Consider the following 16366-nt stretch of genomic DNA (forward strand, 5'->3'; position numbering starts at 1 on the left):
CCGCGCCGAGAGGGACCCCGGCTTCCCCCAACAAAGGAAGCCGGGGTCCCGGTAGTCGGCGGGTCACATGAAACGCTGCTGTTCGATGCGGAAGGAGACGCCCCCCTGATCGTCCACGGACGCGTCCAGGGACTTGTCGTCGAGTACGTCAGCAGCCTCGGAGTCGAGGAAGACCCGAGCCCCCTCCACGTCGATGACCTGGTCGGTGGCCGCCGGAGCCTCCGCCACGGAGAGCAACAGGGCGCCCGGCTCGTCGGCCTGACCGGCGATCCTTATGCCCGTCTCCCCCGATTCAGTCGCCTGCGCGGTGAGATCTCGGATCACCTGTACGGCGTTGTCCGTCAGTGTGAGCACGATGACTCCTCGTTCTGGTCGGGTGTTTCGTGCCACCTTGCCCCCAAAGGAGCACTTCACACCTCAGCGCGGGTCAACCCTCGTCACCGGACCGCCCACCGCGCGATCAACCCAATGATCACAATCGCCCCCGCCGCGATGCCCAGCCACACCGCGATCATGGTCGTGGTCACGCCGCCGCCGCCCGTCCGTACCGTCTCCGCCGGGGCCGCCTCGGCGGCCGAGGCCGAAGGCGACGGCGTGGCGCGGGCGCCGGTGAGGTCGGCGGGGATCGGGACCTGGTAGACCGGGCTGGAGACGCCCTCGGAACCGGTCAGCAGGTAACGTCCGTCCCGGGTGTAGGCGATCGACTCGGACTGCCGCAGTATGGGCATCGGCACCGTCCCCAGCAACTTGCCGGGAGCCTGGTAAACGGATGCCGAAAAGTAGGTACGGATCACAAAACTCGTCCCGTCCGGGGCGAAGGCCGCGTCGGTGGCCATGGTCGGCGCGTCCCCGACCCGCCGCAGCACGTTCACCCGGTCGGTACGGAGTTCCTTCGGCGCCTGGTAGATCGACCCGTCGAACTCCTTGCTGACGATGTACAGCCGCCCGGTGCGCGGGTGGACCATGATGCCCTCCGCGTTCCGCGCCCCGTCGGCGTACCGGAACCGGTACCGCACGGCGGGCAGGGTGGCGTCCCGCAGCCGGGTCGGCTCGAAGACCTTGTAGACCGAGATGTCCGACCAGGCCCCCTCCAGGTTGTCCCCGATGTCGGCGAACCAGAGCACGCCCCGCCCGGTCTCCGGGTCCACCGTGGCCGCCATGCCCTCCCAGTCCCGCGCCTCCGCCCCACCCAGCGTGAACGTGGCCCTGGTGCGCCCGTCCATGCCCACCGCGTAGAACTGCGGCCCCGCGCCGCTGTCGTTGTGGGTGTACACGACGCCCTCATGGGTGGGCGACACCGCCAGCCCGCTGGACTCGTCGATCCGCTTGTCCTTGAACTCGAAGAGCTTCCGCTCCACGTCGTCCGGGGAGTCTCCGCGGGCCGCCGCCGGTCCGGCCGCCACCAGGCCCGCCAGCAGCCCGGCCATCACCAGCACGACGGCCCTCATGCCGTCACCCCCGCTCCACCCCATGCCGCAATCATTCCCGATGCCCCACGCAAAGCGCTCGCCTGGAGTGCACTCCAGGTTCATAGGCTGAGGTCCATGGACTATGGACAGCTAGGCCGCACCGGACTCAAGGTCAGCAAGCTCTGCCTGGGCACAATGAACTTCGGGCCGCAGACCACCGAGGAGGACTCCTACACGATCATGGACCGCGCCCACGAACTGGGCATCAACTTCTTCGACACGGCCAACGTGTACGGCTGGAAGCTGGGCGAGGGCGTCACCGAGCAGATCGTCGGCCGCTGGTTCGCCCAGGGCGGCGGACGCCGGGAGCGCACGGTCATCGCCACCAAGCTGTACGGCTCGATGGGCGAGTGGCCGAACGAGAACCTGCTCTCGGCCCTGAACATCCGCCGCGCCTGCGACGCCTCGCTGAAGCGCCTGCAGACCGACTACATCGACATCTACCAGGCGCACCACATCGACAGGCTCACTCCGTTCGAGGAGTTCTGGGAGGCCATGGAGGTGCTCAGGGCCCAGGGCAAGATCCTGTACGTCGGCTCCTCCAACTTCGCGGGCTGGCACATCGCCAAGGCCCAGGAGACCGCCCGCCGCCGCAACTTCCTCGGCCTGGTCAGCGAGCAGTCCAAGTACCACCTGCTGGAGCGCTCGGTGGAACTTGAGGTGCTGCCCGCCTGCGAGGACTACGGCCTGGGCGTGATCCCGTGGAGCCCGCTGGCCGGCGGCCTGCTCGGCGGCGTGCTCCGCAAGACCGAGAAGGGCCGGACCGCGCAGCCCGACCGGGTCGCCGAACTGGAGCGGTACCGTCCCCAGCTGGAGCAGTACGAGGCGTTCTGCGACGAGCTCGGCGAACAGCCGGCCGACGTCGCGCTGGCCTGGCTGCTGCACCAGAAGGCGGTCACCGCCCCGATCATCGGGCCCCGCACGGCGGACCAGCTGGACGGGTCGCTCCGGGCGCTGGAGATCAAGCTGGACGAGAAGGCGCTGGCCCGGCTGGACGAGATCTTCCCGGGCCCCGGCGGCACCGCCCCGGAGGCGTACGCCTGGTAGGCAGGTCAGCTCATCCAGGCGCCCAGCACCACGATCAGCACCAGCAGGGCCAGTACGGCCGGAACCAGCCAGCGTCGAGGACGATCCACGCCGACGAGCCTAACCGGGCAGGCCCAGTGGGTAGGCCGAGATCGGCTCATACCGTACCGTCTGGCCCTGGTGGCTTCGGACGAGATGGGCGGTGGCGACCCGCCACGGGGTGCCGTCGAAGTGGCGGAGGGTGCGGAGCGGGAGCCGGCAGGCCTTCCGTGACCGGGCGAGCGTGAGGTGCGGGAGGTAGGGACGGTCCTCCAGTTGGACCCCCTCCTCCCGGGCCCCGGCGACCACCGACGCCGCCAGCTCCGCCAGCCCGCCGTCGGGGGCCCGCACCCCGAGCCACATCACCTTCGACGCGAAATGCCCGGCCCCGTCCAGGGCGAGCGGGAACGGCTCGTGCCAGGCGGCCGCGCGCAACCGGGCGTCCAGACCGGGCACCGCCGCCTCGGGCACCTCGCCGAGGAACGCCAGCGTGATGTGCCAGCGCTCCGGGTCCTCCCAGGTCAGCTCCGGCCGCTCCCGGCGCAGCGGGGCCACGGCACGGTCGACCTCGGCCAGTACGGCGGGCGGCGGCAGCACCGCCACGAACAGTCTCACCCGCCTGATTCTGCGGCATCGCCACCGCGGGGCCGCCACCGCCTGATCGACAGCCCGCCGACGGCCGTCTGCAGGGCGCGCCTGGCTGCCTGGGCCGGGCGCGGCGGGGCCACCCCCTGGCGGATGGCGACCAGGCGGGTGAGCAGCAGGGCCAGGCCCACGCCGACGATGCTGGTCAGACCGATCACCACCAGCGCCACCCGGGGCCCGGCCAGCTCGGACAGCCAGCCCACCAGGGGCGCCCCCACCGGCGTACCGGCGGTGAAGACCAGGATGTAGATGCCCATCACCCGGCCGCGCATCTCCGGCGATGAGCCGTGCTGCACGGTGGCGTTGGCGGTGGTGTTGACGGTGATCAACGCCATCCCGGCCGGGATGAGCAGCAGCAGGAAGAACACGAACCCGGGGGCGAGCCCGGCCAGCACCTGGAAGACGCCGAACAGCACCGCGCCGAGCAGCAGGAACCGGCGGCTCAGCTGGACCCGGCGGGCCGCCAGCAGCGCCCCCGTCACGGCGCCGAGCGCGAGCGCGCTGGAACCGAGCCCGAACGCCGAGGACCCGGCGTCGAAGACCTTGGTGGCCATCAGCGCGACGGCGGTGGCCACGCTCTGCGTGAAGATCGCCGCGAACGCGACGACGAGGATGGGCAGCAGCAGGTCCGGCCGCTTGGCCACGTAGCGCAGGCCCTCGCGGAGCTGGCCCTTGGCCCGGGCGACCCGCTCGGCGGGGTGGAGTTCGGCGGCGCGCATGAGGAAGAGCCCGGTGATCACCGCGCCGAAGGAGACCGCGTTCACGATGAAGATCGGCCCGGTGCCGATCCAGTTGATCGCCAGCCCGGCCAGCGCGGGGCCGACCACCCGGGCCAGGTTGAAGGTGGAGCTGTTCAGCGCGATCGCGTTGGACAGGTCGTCGTGGCCGACCATCTCCACCACGAAGGACTGCCGGGTGGGCACCTCGACGCAGGCGATCACCCCCAGCAGGAACGCCATCAGGTACACGTGCCAGACCTGGACGGTTCCGGTCACCGTGAGGAGGCCGAGAACCAGGGCGAGCAGGCCCATCAGGCTGTCGGCGACCACCAGCAGGCGGCGTTTGGGGTACCGGTCGGCCAGCATGCCGCCCCAGAGGCCGAACAGCACCATCGGCAGGAACTGGAGCGCCACGGTGATGCCGAGCGCGGTGCCGCTGCCCCCGGTCAAGCTGAGCACCAGCCAGTCCTGGGCGGTGCGCTGCATCCAGGAGCCGACGTTGGAGATCACGCCACCGGCGGCGAACAGCCGGTAGTTGTAGTTCCGCAGCGAGCGGAACATGCCGGCCCTGGTGGCGGCGGCCTCCTCGGGGACCACCGCCGCCACGGTCACATCTGGGAGAGCCTCTCCAGGATCGGCGCCGCCAGGCGGAGCGTCGCCCGCTCCTCCGGGGTCAGGTCCTTGAGTCGCTGGGCCAGCCACGCCTCCTTCAGCCGGCGCTCCTCCTTGAGCAGGGCAGCGCCGTCGGGGGTGACGCTGATCGACACCTGCCGGCGGTCCGACGGGTGCGGACTGCGGGCCACCAGCCCCCGCTCCTCCAGGTTGGCGATCACACGCGTCATTGAGGGCGGCTGCACCTTCTCGTGCTCGGCCAGTTCGCCGGGCGTCATCGCGGTGTGCCGCTCGACGGCGGCCAGTGTCGCGAGCTGGGTGGGGGTCAGCGAGTGGCCCGTGCCCTGCTTGCGCAGCCGCCGGTTCAGCCGGGCGAGCGAGACGCGCAGCGCGGACGCCAAACCGGCGTCGCTGCGGAGGTTCGCACCCGACGTCATCCTGGGGTTGTTCGTTAGCATAAGTCATTACCTCTGCTAACTATATACGACATATCACCATTCCTCCATGCAGGGGGTTGGCTACCTACCTTCCCAGCTGAATGGTCGGGTGCACGCATCACCGGGGCGCGGGCGAAACGAAACGGGGTGCGGCGACGTGCCGCACCCCGTGGTGAGTGGTTCAGGCGCAGGTGTATCCGCTTGGCAGTGAGGTGTTGCCGTTGGGGCGGCTGACCTGGAAGCCGAAGGTGGTGCTGGCTCCGGCGCCGAGGTTGCCGTTGTAGGCGGCGTTCCTGGCGGTCACGGTCTGCCCGCTGACGGTCAGGGTGGCGTTCCAGGAGCCGGTGATGGTGTGGCCGGCCGGGAGGGTGAAGGTCACCGTCCAGGAGGTGATCGCCGAACTGCCCGCGGTCACCCGGACCGGCTCGATCACGTAGCCCTCACTCCACTGGGTCTGGGTGGTGGCCGTCGCCGAGCAGCCGCCGCCGGTGCCGCCGCCCGTGGTGGTGAAGGTCGCCAGCGCCGAGTTGGCCGACAGGTTCCCCGCCCCGTCACGCGCCCGGACGAGCACCTGGTACTGCGTGCTCGCGGTCAAACCGGTCAGGTTGACCGAGTTGGTGGTGGACGTGGCGATCTGGGTGTCGGTCGAGCCCACCCGCCGGTAGATGTTGTAGCCCGCCAGGCCGCTGCCACCGGTGTCGGTGGAGGCCGTCCAGGTCAGCGTCGCGCCGGACGAGGTGATGTTGGAGGCCGTCGGCGTGCCCGGTGTGGTCGGCGGAGTGGTGTCGGTGGTGCCGCCGTCCAGCGCGTTGTGGACCGCGGTGTAGGAGGGTTTCTGCTGGTAGTTCTCGTCGTAGATCAGCGCGGCGCCCTCGCTGGGGAAGGTGTCGGGAACCCAGGAGTACTTGTCGGTGAAGCCCCAGATCGTCACGCCGGCGCAGGCGGTGACCGCGTTACAGGCGTTGACCACGTTGGTGTAGTACTGCGCCTGCGTGGTGTCCTTCTGCGCGGTACGCGGCGTCTGAATACGCACGTCGAGCTCGGTGATCCGGACCTGCACGCCCAGGTTGGCGAAGCGCTGCAGGTTCTGCTGCAGGTCGTTGGGGAAGCCGTACTGCGTGGCCAGGTGCGACTGGAAGCCGACACAGTCCACCGGCACGTTCTGCGACCGCAGCGACTGCACCAGGTTGTACATGGCCGTGCTCTTGGCGTTGATGCCTTCGACGTTGTAGTCGTTGATGCACAGGCGGGCGTCGGGGTCGGCGGCCCGGGCGGCGCGGAAGGCGTCGGCGATGTAGCTCTGGCCCAGCGTGTTGTACCAGAAGGACTGGCGGAAGGTGCCGTCCTCGTTGAACGCCTCGTTCACCACGTCCCAGGAGACCACGGTCGGGTTGCCGGCGTACCGGCCGACCACGGTGGCGATGTGGTCGTTGATCGCGATCCGCATGTTGGCGGCGCTCAGCCCCTGCACCCAGCCGGGCGTCTGCTGGTGCCAGATCAGCGTGTGCCCGTGCACCTGCTGCCCGTTCTGGGTGGCGAAGTTGACGATCTGGTCAGCCCCGGCGAAGGTGTACTGGTTGTCGTTGGGCTCGGTCGACTCCCACTTCATCGCGTTCTCGGCCGTGATCTGGTTGAACTCGGTCGCGGCGATATTGCGGTAGGCCGTCTCGTTGGCGAGCGGACTGGTGGCGATCGCCGCGCCGATGAACTTGCCCCGCGCGACCGCGTGGGTCTTCAAGGGCCCGCTCGCCTCGGCGGGGGCGGCGATGACCAAGCTCGCCGCGGCCGACGCCAAGGCGCAGACCACCGCGAGAGACCGCCATTTCATGGAAGGCACTAGAGCTCCCTTTTCCGAAAATTTTCGTTAGCTTCGCGTGCTCCACGGAGGCTAGAATCAGCCGGAAAAAGGGGTCAACGACCTCGTATCGGCGGCCAGGCTGTGCTGCGGTGACGCCGTAAAATATCGGAGTTTACTTGAAAGTTTCAGTAACTCCCTGGCACATGCGATGGGCCGCCATGACGGTAGCCCGCCATGACGGCCCATGTCATCCGTCGCTCAGACGTTGAGCAGGATCTTGATCGGCCCGAGCGCGAAGTAGATCACGAACAGCGCGCCGACCACCCACATCAGCGGGTGGATCTCCGAGGACTTACCCTTGACCAGCTTGATCAGGACATACGCGATGAAGCCCGCCCCGATCCCGTTGGCGATCGAGTACGTGAACGGCATCAGCACGATCGTCAGGAAGGCGGGAATGGCGATCTCGAAGTCGGTGAAGTCGATCTCGCGGATGCTGGTCATCATCAGGAACCCGACCACCACCAGCGCGGGCGCGGCGGCCTCGTACGGCACGACCTCGACCAGCGGCGCCAGGAACATGGTAAGGAGGAAGAGCACGCCGGTGACCACGCTGGCCAGGCCGGTGCGGGCGCCCTCGCCGACCCCGGCGGCCGACTCGATGTAGGTGGTGTTGGAGGAGACGGACCCGGCGCCACCGGCCGCGGCCGCGATCGAGTCGACGATCAGAATCTCCCGGGTCTTGGGCAGCGTGCCGTCCTCGTTGAGCAGGTTGGCCTGCTTGCCGACGCCCACGATGGTGCCCATCGTGTCGAAGAAGTCGGTGATCAGCAGGGTGAAGACCAGCAGCACACCCAGCACCAAGGAGACCTTGGAGAACGCGCCGAACAGGCTGAACTGCCCGATCAGGCCGAGGTCGGGCAGGCCCACGATGTCCCCCAGCGCGGGCAGCGCGGGCACGTTCAGCCCCCAGCCCTGCGGGTTGGGCTGGCCGTCGACGAGGGAGGGACCGGCCTTGGCGATCAGCTCGACGATGATCGCGAAGATGGTGGTGAGCACGATGCCGATCAGGATGGCGCCCTTCGTCCTCCTGGCCACCAGCAGCGCGGTGAGCAGCAGGCCGACCACGAAGACCAGGATCGGCCAGCTGGTGAGCCCGCCGCCGATGCCCAGCTCGATCGGCGGCGCCGGGGCGGCGGTCTTCCGGACGAACCCGGCGTCCACGAACCCGATGAGGGCGATGAACAGGCCGATACCGACCGAGATGGCCGTCTTCAGGCTGGCCGGGATGGCGTGGAAGACCGCGGTCCTGAATCCGGTGAGCACCAGCAGCAGGATGACCAGGCCCTCCAGCACCACCAGGCCCATCGCGTCCTCCCAGGACATCTGGGTGGCGATGCCGTAGGTGACGAACGCGTTCAGCCCCAGGCCGGCCGCCAGGGCGAACGGCACGTTGGCCACCACACCCATGAGGATGGTCAGCAGACCGGCCACGAGCGCGGTGGCCACCGCGACCAGAGGCAGGTTGGGAGCGCTCCCATCGCCGAGGAACTGCCCGTCGGCATCCTTCACGGTGCCGATGATGATCGGGTTCAGCACCACGATGTAGGCCATCGTGAAGAACGTGGCGAAGCCGCCGCGCACCTCACCGCCGACGGTGGAACCACGCTCGCTGATCTTGAAGTAGGTGTCGAGAAAACTAGTGTTTTGGGGGGATTTGATGTCGCTCACGCGCGCAGAGTGACACCCTGCACAACCTGGGAAAAGACCCAGGTTGCCGGTGTGATCCTTTCGTGACGGATTCGTGTACGGCTTGCGCCCATCTGCCCCGCTCGACCCGTTCCTCATTCACGAGAAACCCGTCCCATGGACAGCCGTATAACCGCCGATCATGGACTTCACCGATGCGGCCGCCCAAGATCACGACTTTCTCATGAATATGCTGATCGTGTGAAGCCGCCCCGCAAACCCGACCCGGAGCCCCTGCAGACCAACGACACCACGACCATCCTCGTCGGCACCATCCTGTGGGCGATCGCCCTGGTGGTGCTCCTGATCATCCGTCCCACCGAAACCTGGTGGACCTGGACCTGCGTGGCCGGAATCGGCATGGGGTTCTTCGGTCTGGCCTATGTGCACCGGCGCAACCGGAACCGGGCGCGCTAGGCGTCCAGATCCGACTCGGCCAGCAGCAACGGCACCCGCGCCGGGTCACGCAGCAGCGCCGCGGCGGCCAGCCGCTCCCCCCACTGCCCGGACGCCCAGGCCAGCCCTCTGGCCAGCCCTTCGACCCCGCTGGCGTGCACCTTGCCGTCGAAGAACCGCCACGGCACCGGCCGGCCGTCCACCAGCAGCTCCGCGTGCTCGACGTAGGTCTTGGGCGCGGTCGGGAGCAGGGTGTGGACTTCCGGCGGCACCGGCCTCTCCACCCCGGCGGAGGTCACCTCGCCGGTCACGATCTCCCCCACCAGGGGCAGGTCGAGCACCTCGGAGAGCGCCTCGGCCAGGTCGAAGGGGGCCAGGATGAGCGGCCGGTCGGCGACCAGGGCCAGCAGGTCGGGCGCCTCCACCACGACCGGCTCACCGGCGGCCTGCCCGTCCGCACCAATCACGTGCCCGTCCTCCGCGTCGGCCACCACGATCGCGCCGTTCAGCACCGCGCGCACCGCCGACGGAGGCCGGACCCGGGCGGGGTCCACCGCCGCGACGGCCATCCACAGCGCCCGCAGCTGGGCGCGGTCCACCTCGATGGCAGGGTCGGCCATCAGGTCGAGCAGTTCCTCCGGACCGCCGTGCGAGGCCAGCAGGTCGGCCAGGGTGGACCTGACGCCGATCATGGTCAGCGCGGTCTCGTCCAGGCCCTCGGGGGCGTCGCCGTACAGGCCGAACAGCAGCGGGTCGCCGGAGGGCAGGCGGAGCGAGGTCGGGAGCTTCCCGCCCAGCACCGGATGGTGGGAGAGCCACCAGGCGGTGTAGGAGGGCACCTCCACCGTCTCGCCCGCCACCAGCACCCGGAGCGGGAGCAGCGCGGCGCGCAGCGGGGGCCGGGTGAGCAGGGCCAGCGCGGCCGGCCAGTCGCCCACGTACTCCAGGTCCCGTACGGCGGTGAAGTCGCGGGCCACCGGGGGCACGTCGAACTCGGGCAGCAGGTCGAGCACCGCCTCCAGCCACTCGTCCTCACGGTCCAGGTCGTGGTCGCACTCGTCGGGGTCGAGCAGCACGTCGTTGTCGTTGACCACGGCGAAGCCGTCCAGCACCCCGGCGGCGGCCAGCACCCGGGGGCCGTACTTCTCGACCAGGTCGGGGGCGGCGAACGGGGCCTCCTGGTCGATCAGTTTGGCCAGGTCACCGCCCTCCAGCAGCAGCTCACCCGCGGTGTAGACCTCGCCGTCGGCGCCGCGCAGGGCCAGCTCGGCCAGCCAGGGCGCCTCCCCGGCGGTCACCCCGGCCGCCTCCACCAGGGCCAGTACGGCCTGGGCCACCGGCTCGGGGTCGGCGCTGTGCACCGACTCGCGCACGGCGGCGTGGGTCAGCGGATCCTCCAGCACGGTCCGCGGCGTGGCCTCGCCCGCGCCCAGCCGGAGCAGCAGCGGGTGGGCCGCCTCCGGGTGCACGATCCGGAGCCCCAGCGGCGCCAGCGGGGCCGGGTCGAGCCCGCCCTCGGTCAGCAGCAGGGTGCCGCGCGGCCCGCGCACCAGCCGCCCGTCGGCCAGCGGCACCGGGATCGCCCCGATCGCCTCCGGGTCGTCGGCGGGCAGCACCTCGTACACCGACCGCCACCAGCCCGGCTCGCGGTCCTGCACGGCCTCGCCGGAGAGCATGTCCACCACGTCGGCCAGCTCGACCCGGCGCACCCCCAGGGTGGCCAGCGCCGGATGCCGGACCGGCCATCCGGCGGGCAGCAGCCCCGGCACCAGGTCGGCCACCTTGGCCAGGAACTCGGCGGGCCCGGCCACCGCCCTGGCCTCCCGCCCGGCCACCATCAGCCCCTGGCCGGGCACGGCCAGCTCGGCCATGCCGGTCTCCCCCGGCGGCAGGTCGGCGTCCCAGCGGCGGCTCAGCAGGGACTGGAAGCGCTCCTCCCCGTCCGGGCCTTCGACGGCCTCCGGCGCGGAGAGCGCGGGCAGCAGCGGGGCCTCCGGAAGCAGGGTGAGGATCTCCCGGCGGATGGCGGCGTCCAGCTCGCCCTTGCCGAGCAGACCGGGCACCAGGTCCAGCAGCCTGGGCGTGCGGGGCAGGCCGCGCAGCAGCAACACGTACAGCTCGGCCGCCCGGCGGATGAGGAAGCCGGTCAGCGGGCCGGTCGCCACGTGCCGCCGGTCGGTGGCCAGCGGGAAGGTGGCGATCAGCAGCGCGGGCAGGTCGAGCGGCTCGTCGCTGGGTGTGGGCGCGTGAATGACGGCGGGCACGTCCTTGGGCAGCGGCAGCGGCTCCCCGGCGGCCACCGCGTCCCGCAGACCGGCCTGGGCGGCCCCCTGGCTCACCGGCACGGCCCACCGGACCTGCCAGTACGGCCGGGCCCGCTCCTCGGTCGGCCGGTCGCCGAAGAGCTCGGCGATCTGCTCGGGCGTGAAGGCCCCTGAGGCGGTGACCGTGTGCCAGCCGTCGGCGGTGACCGTGCGCGTCACGCCGTCCAGCTCAATCTCGATCACTTCGAGCGCGGGCATCACCAGCGGCAGCGCGGGGCTGGTCTCGGCCAGCATCTGGCGCACGGCCTCTTCTGCCACCTTGTCGCGGAGCGGGAGCCGGACCACCGTGTCGAAGCCCTCGGGCAGGTCGGCGGTCTCCGCCAGCGGGAACGGCAGGCGGAGCAGCGGCACGTGCCCGGCCCGGTCGGCCAGCTCGGAGGCGAGCGCGGGAGTGGCCGCGACCAGGGCGGCGGTCTCCTCGCGGGACCAGCGCACGCCCCCGGCGCCCCGGGACTGCACGGAGGGCGCGTCGCAGACCGAGACGACGGCGGCGAAGCCGACGCCGAACCGGCCGGCCGCGCCCACCTCGTTCCGCTTGCCGGAGACGCGCAGTGTGGCCAGGCCCTCCACGCCGGTGGCGTCCAGCGGGGCGCCGGTGTTGGCGGCCTCCAGGACGCCGTCCCGCAGCGACAGGCGCAGCCGCCCGGAAACCCCGGCGCGCAGCGCGGCGTCGGCGGCGTTCTGGGCCAGCTCGACGATCAGCCGGTCCCGGTAGCCGCCGAGCGCGAAGTCCTCCTCCGCGTTGGCGTCCTCCCGGAACCGGGCGGGCGAGGCCGCCCAGGCGGCCAGGACCGTCTCACGCAGCCGTGCTGTGCCAAAAATGTCATTGTCAGGCATGTCGGGCTCTCGGGGAGGGGCGGACGGGGCGAACGTAGGTTAGCGCCCTTGCCCCGCATTCATGGCCTCAACCAAGATCTTGAGCATCGTCGGCCGGCATCGGGTCGTAGCCGAGATCGTCCAGGATCGGCGGCGCCTGCTCAGGAGTCATGGACGGCACCGTGGTGGCCTCCGAGTGCGCACCGCAGCCGTGGTCGGCGGCCACCACCCGGCCGTCGTCCGGCGCGTACTCGTTGGCGCAGACCCCGAACCCCAGCCGGAGCGAGCCCGCGAGCGGCCAGTAGAAGCCGCAGGTGGAGCACTGTGCGGGGGCGGCCACGGCGAGCGGGGAGTCGGGCCCGGAGTCGCCGTCGTGCCAGCGCCGCACGGCCAGGTCGCGGCCGATGGGCGAGAGCACCCGGGCGCGGCCCAGACCGTATTCGAAAATCATCTGCTGGTCGGAGTCGTCGTCGGTCTCGGTGAAGCCGGGGGCCAGCCGGTCGTCGTCGGCCTCGGCCGGGAGCAGGTCGCCCACGCCCAGGTCGCCAGGGCGCAGCCGCTGGTTCCACGGCACCCAGGTGGGCGCGAGCAGCGCGCCCGCGCCGGGCAGCAGCACGGTCTCGCTGACCGTCACGTTCCTGGCCCGGGAGGCGCGGGCCACCGTGACCGCCCAGCGCCACCCGCGGTAGGCCCGGTCAAGACACGTGAAAAAGTGGGTGACGACCCGGTCGCCCTCGCTCTCGAACCCGAGATGCTCGCCCACCTCGCCCGGGCGCGCGATCTCCTCGGCGGCCAGCCGGGCGAGCTCGACGGCGGCGGCACAGGCCGAGTCGGCGGCGGAGGTTCTGATTCGGGTACGACTCACACTTTATTTTCACCCACCCCGGGAGCGGACAGCACCGGACCGGGTCAGTAACACTGATATTTCAAGGAGGGGAAGGGAGTGCCGCCTGTGGCAGGTGCCTGGAATCGTGTTCAGCGTGCCGGCCGGGGGACCGCGCGCGCGACCCGTACAGCCGCAGGGGCGACGGTACGGGCCGGGCGGGCGGTGGGACGGGCGACGCGAAGGCTCACCTACGCGCAGGGCGCGGGCCGAACCGGCCTGGGCAGGTTGATCGAGGTGACGGCGGCGCACAGCGCCGGTGACGCGTTGATCACGGTCTCCCTCGCCGGGGCGCTCTTCTTCGGGCTGCCGGTCGGGCAGGCGCGCGGCCAGGTGGCCCTCTACCTGTTGATCACCATGGTCCCCTTCACGGTGGTGGCCCCCTTCGTGGGCCCGGTCCTGGACCGGTTCCGGTCCGGCCGGCGGTACGTGATGGCCGGCACGCTGTTCGCCCGGGGCCTGCTCTGCTGGGGCATGGCCTCCTCGGTCGTGTACGGGGACACGCTCTCGCTCTTTCCGGCCGCGCTGGCGGTGCTGGTGCTGTCCAAGGCGTACAACGTGTCCCGGGCGGCGATCATGCCGAGCGTGCTGCCCGCCGACATCACGCTGGTCACCGGCAACGCGCGGGTCGCCTTGTTCGCCCTGGTCTCGGCCGGAGCGGCGGCGGGCGCCGCGGCCGGTCTTACCGCCTGGATAGGGGCCGAATGGGTGCTGCGCGGCGCGATGGCGGTCTTCCTGGTCTCCGGGGTGATCGCGGTACGGCTGCCGCGGCACGTGGACTCCCCCGATCCGGAGGAGGAAGAGGAGGCCGCGCCCGGTTGGCGCACCTGGTTCCAGATGGGGCCGGTGGTGGCCGAGGCGATGCGCGCCAACGCCGCGATCCGGGTGCAGGCCGGGTTCCTGGTGTTCTTCCTGCTCTTCCTGGTCCAGGACAAGCACCTGCAGGGGCTGGCTCCGGAGATCACCCTCGGGCTGCTGGCCGCGGCGGCCGGGGGCGGCGGTCTGATGGGGGCGGCCGTGGCCTCCTGGGCGCGGTCGCGCTCGCCGCAGCTGATCGTGCTGGCCACGCTGGCGCTGACCACCGTCACCACGATCGTGGCCGCGTTCTTCTTCACGCTCTGGTCGGCCGTGGCGGTGGCGCTGGTGGGGGCCTTCGCGCAGGGCCTGGGGAAGCTGGCGCTGGACGCCATCGTGCAGCGGGAGATCGGCGAGGAGGTGCGTTCGTCCACCTTCGGGGTGGTGGAGGCGCTGCTCCAGATCGCCTGGGTGTTCGGGGGCCTGGTCGGGCTGATGCTCTCGCTGTTCACCGGCGGGCCGATCGGGCTGGCGGTGATGGCGGCCGTGCTGGCGATCTCGCTGGGCTGGCTGGTCGCCGGGCGGCGCAAACGGCTCCGCACCCGCCCGGAGCGGCGTCCCGCGCCGACTCAGGGGGATACGAAGCCGTTGCCCAACCCGTTTTAGTTCTTCTGGGGGTCTCAGCCGTCGATGTCGTCGGCGACGGCGCGGAGCACGGTCGCCACCTTCTTGGCGTGCGCCGCGTCCGGCTGCTTGCCCTTCTGGTACGACGTGGAGATGTCGTCCAGCAGCTTGATCAGATCCTCGACGATGACGACCATCTCGTCAGGTTTCTTCCGCTTGCCCTTGGGACGGGCGGCCTTGGCCAGAGTGGGCGGCTGCTCCAGGACCCGGACCGACAGGGCCTGCTGCCCGCGGCGGCCCTCCGCCACACCGAACTCGACCTTCTGTCCAGGCTTGAGGGCATCCACGCCTTTGGGCAGCGCGGATGAATGCACGAAGACCTCACCGCCGTCGTCGCGGGTGAGGAAACCGAAACCCTTGGTCTCGTCGTACCACTTGACCTTGCCGCTGGGCACAGGAGTGACCTCGTTCAGACTGTCGTGAAAGGAATGGATGTAGGTTATGCCCACTGAGACGGCGGGGGACCGCCGGAACGCCCTGAATTTCCAGGCGAATCGACGCGCCGGACGCCGGTTTCGGGCGGTGGGGTCACCGCCTGGACCCCTGGGGTGACGGCTGGCGTCCCGCTGGGGTCGGATCCGACGTTTCCGGTGGAGTGCACCTCTACAGGATGCCAAAACGCATACGCGTACGGGTAACCGGTTTTCCGGGAAAGCGGGCGCTTATCAATGGGCTCCGCTGGGAAACTCTGACGGTCTACCCTGGACGGCGGAGGTGGCCAGGATTGCCATGAGCGGATCCACGCGTCAGCGGATCATCGATGAGGCCCTGCGGCTCTTCGCCGAACGGGGATACGCGGCCACGTCGGTGGCGGAGATCGAGGCCGCCGCCGGGCTGTCCCCCGGTGCGGGCGGGCTCTACCGGCACTTCAGGTCCAAGTACGAGGTGCTCGCCGCCGCCATGACCGAGCACGCCACCCGGACCGGCGCCCAGATCGCCACCACCCTCACCGCCCTGCACAGCACCGGGCCGACTCCCCTGGAGGATCGGCTGGCCCACCTGTGCCGCGCGGGCCTGGCCAAGGTCCGCGAGGAGAGCGAACTCACCCGCGTCTTCTTCCGCGACCTCAGCCAGTTCCCCGAACTGGTGGAAGTCGTCAGAAGCGGCCTCCTCCAGCCCATGTTCGACTCCATGACCACCTGGTTTCTGGCCCAGCCCGAATACCGCGACGCCAACCTCGACTGGCCCGGCATCGGCGCCGTCCTCGGCGGCGCGGTGGTCCACTACCGCCTCTTCGAGGAAACCGTCGGCGAACCCCCCGCCCGAGCCGACCGCGACCGCTTCGTCACCTCCTGGGTCCGCTTAGCGCTCGGGCTCCTCCCCACCCGCACCGCCGCACCGGTCTAGCGGGTGGCGCGCAGGGTGCGGTGAGTCGGGGGTGGGGGTGGGTCGTAGAGGCGGTAGATGAGCCAGGAGACGCCGGCCGCGGTGCCGAGGATGAACAGGACGCCGCTGGCGCCGTGGAACTCGGCGAGCAGGCGGGTGAGGTCCTGCCCTTGGGCGCGGATCAGGGCCAGGACGCTGCCGCCGATCAAGTAGGTCAGGGCGGGGGTGGCCAGGCCGATCAGGCGGTCGTTGAACGCCCACGTCTCGCAGGAGAGCACCACCAGCGCGCCCGCCGCCCAGAACAGCGCCGGCACCGGGAAGATCGCCACGCTCGGGAAGCGGAACGGCACCAGCAGGGCGGCCACCACCAGCAGGGCCACACCGACCGCCTCGCGGCGTCGCCCGACGAAGATCGACCAGGCGTCTTTGCCGCCGGTCGCCATCGGATTCCCACCCGCCATGAGGATCCGCCGTAGCCAGCCCGCGCGGGAGTCGGGCGACAGGCCGGAGCGGGGGTCGGGCCACAGGCCGGAGCGGGGGTCGGGTTGAAGGGCGGAGCGGGGGTCCGGTTGTAGGTCGAATTGCGGATCGGCTCAAGCTCGCCGGCCTCGTCCGGTCCAGGCGCGAGGGCCGCAGAGTGATCTACCT

The 16366-nt window shown here is 70.7% G+C and carries 15 protein-coding genes; 4 read left to right on the forward strand and 11 right to left on the reverse strand.

All coding sequences use genetic code 11. The features are described from left to right. Positions 1 to 63 precede the first annotated feature (63 nt). Together KIP79_RS40140 and KIP79_RS40145 are read right to left on the reverse strand one after the other, a co-directional pair. Positions 64 to 354, reverse strand: a complete 291-nt coding sequence (locus tag KIP79_RS40140; protein WP_214110266.1) for a Fe-S cluster assembly protein HesB — start codon at positions 352 to 354, stop codon at positions 64 to 66. Between the two features lie 83 nt (positions 355 to 437). Beyond that, complete coding sequence (locus tag KIP79_RS40145) at positions 438 to 1448, reverse strand: hypothetical protein (protein WP_250214623.1); 1011 nt, start codon at positions 1446 to 1448, stop codon at positions 438 to 440. 96 nt (positions 1449 to 1544) lie between these two features. Between KIP79_RS40145 and KIP79_RS40150 the strand changes: the two genes are divergently transcribed. Then, entirely contained in the window at positions 1545 to 2516 is a 972-nt protein-coding gene (locus tag KIP79_RS40150; RefSeq protein WP_214110267.1) for an aldo/keto reductase, read from the forward strand. Between the two features lie 99 nt (positions 2517 to 2615). Here the strand turns inward: KIP79_RS40150 and thpR are convergent, their stop codons facing one another. From thpR to KIP79_RS40175, 5 genes are all read right to left on the reverse strand, one after another. Next, positions 2616 to 3149: an RNA 2',3'-cyclic phosphodiesterase gene (gene thpR, locus KIP79_RS40155; RefSeq protein ID WP_214110268.1), complete on the reverse strand. Its 534-nt coding sequence runs from the start codon at positions 3147 to 3149 to the stop codon at positions 2616 to 2618. Next, entirely contained in the window at positions 3146 to 4459 is a 1314-nt protein-coding gene (locus tag KIP79_RS40160; protein ID WP_214110282.1) for an MFS transporter, read from the reverse strand. The genes thpR and KIP79_RS40160 overlap by 4 nt, the downstream gene beginning before the upstream one ends. A 47-nt stretch (positions 4460 to 4506) precedes the next feature. Beyond that, positions 4507 to 4947, reverse strand: a complete 441-nt coding sequence (locus tag KIP79_RS40165; protein WP_250214624.1) for a MarR family winged helix-turn-helix transcriptional regulator — start codon at positions 4945 to 4947, stop codon at positions 4507 to 4509. 181 nt (positions 4948 to 5128) lie between these two features. Next, positions 5129 to 6775 (reverse strand): endo-1,4-beta-xylanase, encoded by a 1647-nt coding sequence (locus KIP79_RS40170; RefSeq protein WP_214110270.1) that lies wholly within the window; start codon positions 6773 to 6775, stop codon positions 5129 to 5131. A gap of 228 nt (positions 6776 to 7003) precedes the next feature. Continuing rightward, positions 7004 to 8593: an NCS2 family permease gene (locus KIP79_RS40175; protein WP_214110271.1), complete on the reverse strand. Its 1590-nt coding sequence runs from the start codon at positions 8591 to 8593 to the stop codon at positions 7004 to 7006. A gap of 102 nt (positions 8594 to 8695) precedes the next feature. On the opposite strand from KIP79_RS40175, the gene KIP79_RS47865 reads away from it, so the two are divergent. Beyond that, positions 8696 to 8911, forward strand: a complete 216-nt coding sequence (locus KIP79_RS47865; protein WP_308170143.1) for a DUF2530 domain-containing protein — start codon at positions 8696 to 8698, stop codon at positions 8909 to 8911. Here the strand turns inward: KIP79_RS47865 and KIP79_RS40185 are convergent. Together KIP79_RS40185 and KIP79_RS40190 are read right to left on the reverse strand one after the other, a co-directional pair. After that, the gene (locus tag KIP79_RS40185; protein WP_214110273.1) at positions 8908 to 12051 is read right to left on the reverse strand and encodes a sacsin N-terminal ATP-binding-like domain-containing protein; all 3144 of its coding nucleotides are present in this window, start codon (positions 12049 to 12051) and stop codon (positions 8908 to 8910) included. The genes KIP79_RS47865 and KIP79_RS40185 overlap by 4 nt on opposite strands. 67 nt (positions 12052 to 12118) lie before the next feature. Further along, positions 12119 to 12895 (reverse strand): DUF3027 domain-containing protein, encoded by a 777-nt coding sequence (locus KIP79_RS40190; RefSeq protein WP_214110274.1) that lies wholly within the window; start codon positions 12893 to 12895, stop codon positions 12119 to 12121. An 87-nt stretch (positions 12896 to 12982) separates the two neighbouring features. Between KIP79_RS40190 and KIP79_RS40195 the strand changes: the two genes are divergently transcribed. Continuing rightward, positions 12983 to 14374 carry an MFS transporter gene (locus tag KIP79_RS40195; protein ID WP_214110275.1) on the forward strand — a complete coding sequence of 464 codons (1392 nt, stop codon included), beginning with the start codon at positions 12983 to 12985 and terminating at the stop codon, positions 14372 to 14374. Between the two features lie 14 nt (positions 14375 to 14388). Here the strand turns inward: KIP79_RS40195 and KIP79_RS40200 are convergent, their stop codons facing one another. Beyond that, the gene (locus KIP79_RS40200) at positions 14389 to 14787 is read right to left on the reverse strand and encodes a cold-shock protein (RefSeq protein WP_214110276.1); all 399 of its coding nucleotides are present in this window, start codon (positions 14785 to 14787) and stop codon (positions 14389 to 14391) included. Between the two features lie 334 nt (positions 14788 to 15121). Between KIP79_RS40200 and KIP79_RS40205 the strand changes: the two genes are divergently transcribed. Further along, the gene (locus KIP79_RS40205; RefSeq protein WP_214110277.1) at positions 15122 to 15739 is read left to right on the forward strand and encodes a TetR/AcrR family transcriptional regulator; all 618 of its coding nucleotides are present in this window, start codon (positions 15122 to 15124) and stop codon (positions 15737 to 15739) included. Here KIP79_RS40205 and KIP79_RS40210 read toward each other — a convergent pair. Continuing rightward, positions 15736 to 16161, reverse strand: a complete 426-nt coding sequence (locus KIP79_RS40210) for a hypothetical protein (RefSeq protein WP_214110278.1) — start codon at positions 16159 to 16161, stop codon at positions 15736 to 15738. The two genes, KIP79_RS40205 and KIP79_RS40210, sit on opposite strands and share 4 nt — an antisense overlap. Between the last annotated feature and the right edge of the window lie 205 nt (positions 16162 to 16366).

The organism is Acrocarpospora catenulata, from assembly GCF_018476525.1.
In the GTDB taxonomy this organism is placed as follows: domain Bacteria; phylum Actinomycetota; class Actinomycetes; order Streptosporangiales; family Streptosporangiaceae; genus Acrocarpospora; species Acrocarpospora catenulata.

What these genes read in the sequence shown, in the direction of transcription:
- KIP79_RS40210 (WP_214110278.1), bottom strand. Translation starts at nt 16,161, where the DNA reads ATGGCGACCGGCGGCAAAGACGCCTGGTCGATCTTCGTCGGGCGACGC.
- KIP79_RS40205 (WP_214110277.1), top strand. Translation starts at nt 15,122, where the DNA reads ATGAGCGGATCCACGCGTCAGCGGATCATCGATGAGGCCCTGCGGCTC.
- KIP79_RS40150 (WP_214110267.1), top strand. Translation starts at nt 1,545, where the DNA reads ATGGACTATGGACAGCTAGGCCGCACCGGACTCAAGGTCAGCAAGCTC.
- KIP79_RS40185 (WP_214110273.1), bottom strand. Translation starts at nt 12,051, where the DNA reads ATGCCTGACAATGACATTTTTGGCACAGCACGGCTGCGTGAGACGGTC.
- KIP79_RS40145 (WP_250214623.1), bottom strand. Translation starts at nt 1,448, where the DNA reads ATGAGGGCCGTCGTGCTGGTGATGGCCGGGCTGCTGGCGGGCCTGGTG.
- KIP79_RS40160 (WP_214110282.1), bottom strand. Translation starts at nt 4,459, where the DNA reads ATGTTCCGCTCGCTGCGGAACTACAACTACCGGCTGTTCGCCGCCGGT.
- KIP79_RS40175 (WP_214110271.1), bottom strand. Translation starts at nt 8,593, where the DNA reads ATGAGGAACGGGTCGAGCGGGGCAGATGGGCGCAAGCCGTACACGAAT.
- KIP79_RS40165 (WP_250214624.1), bottom strand. Translation starts at nt 4,947, where the DNA reads ATGACGTCGGGTGCGAACCTCCGCAGCGACGCCGGTTTGGCGTCCGCG.
- KIP79_RS40170 (WP_214110270.1), bottom strand. Translation starts at nt 6,775, where the DNA reads ATGAAATGGCGGTCTCTCGCGGTGGTCTGCGCCTTGGCGTCGGCCGCG.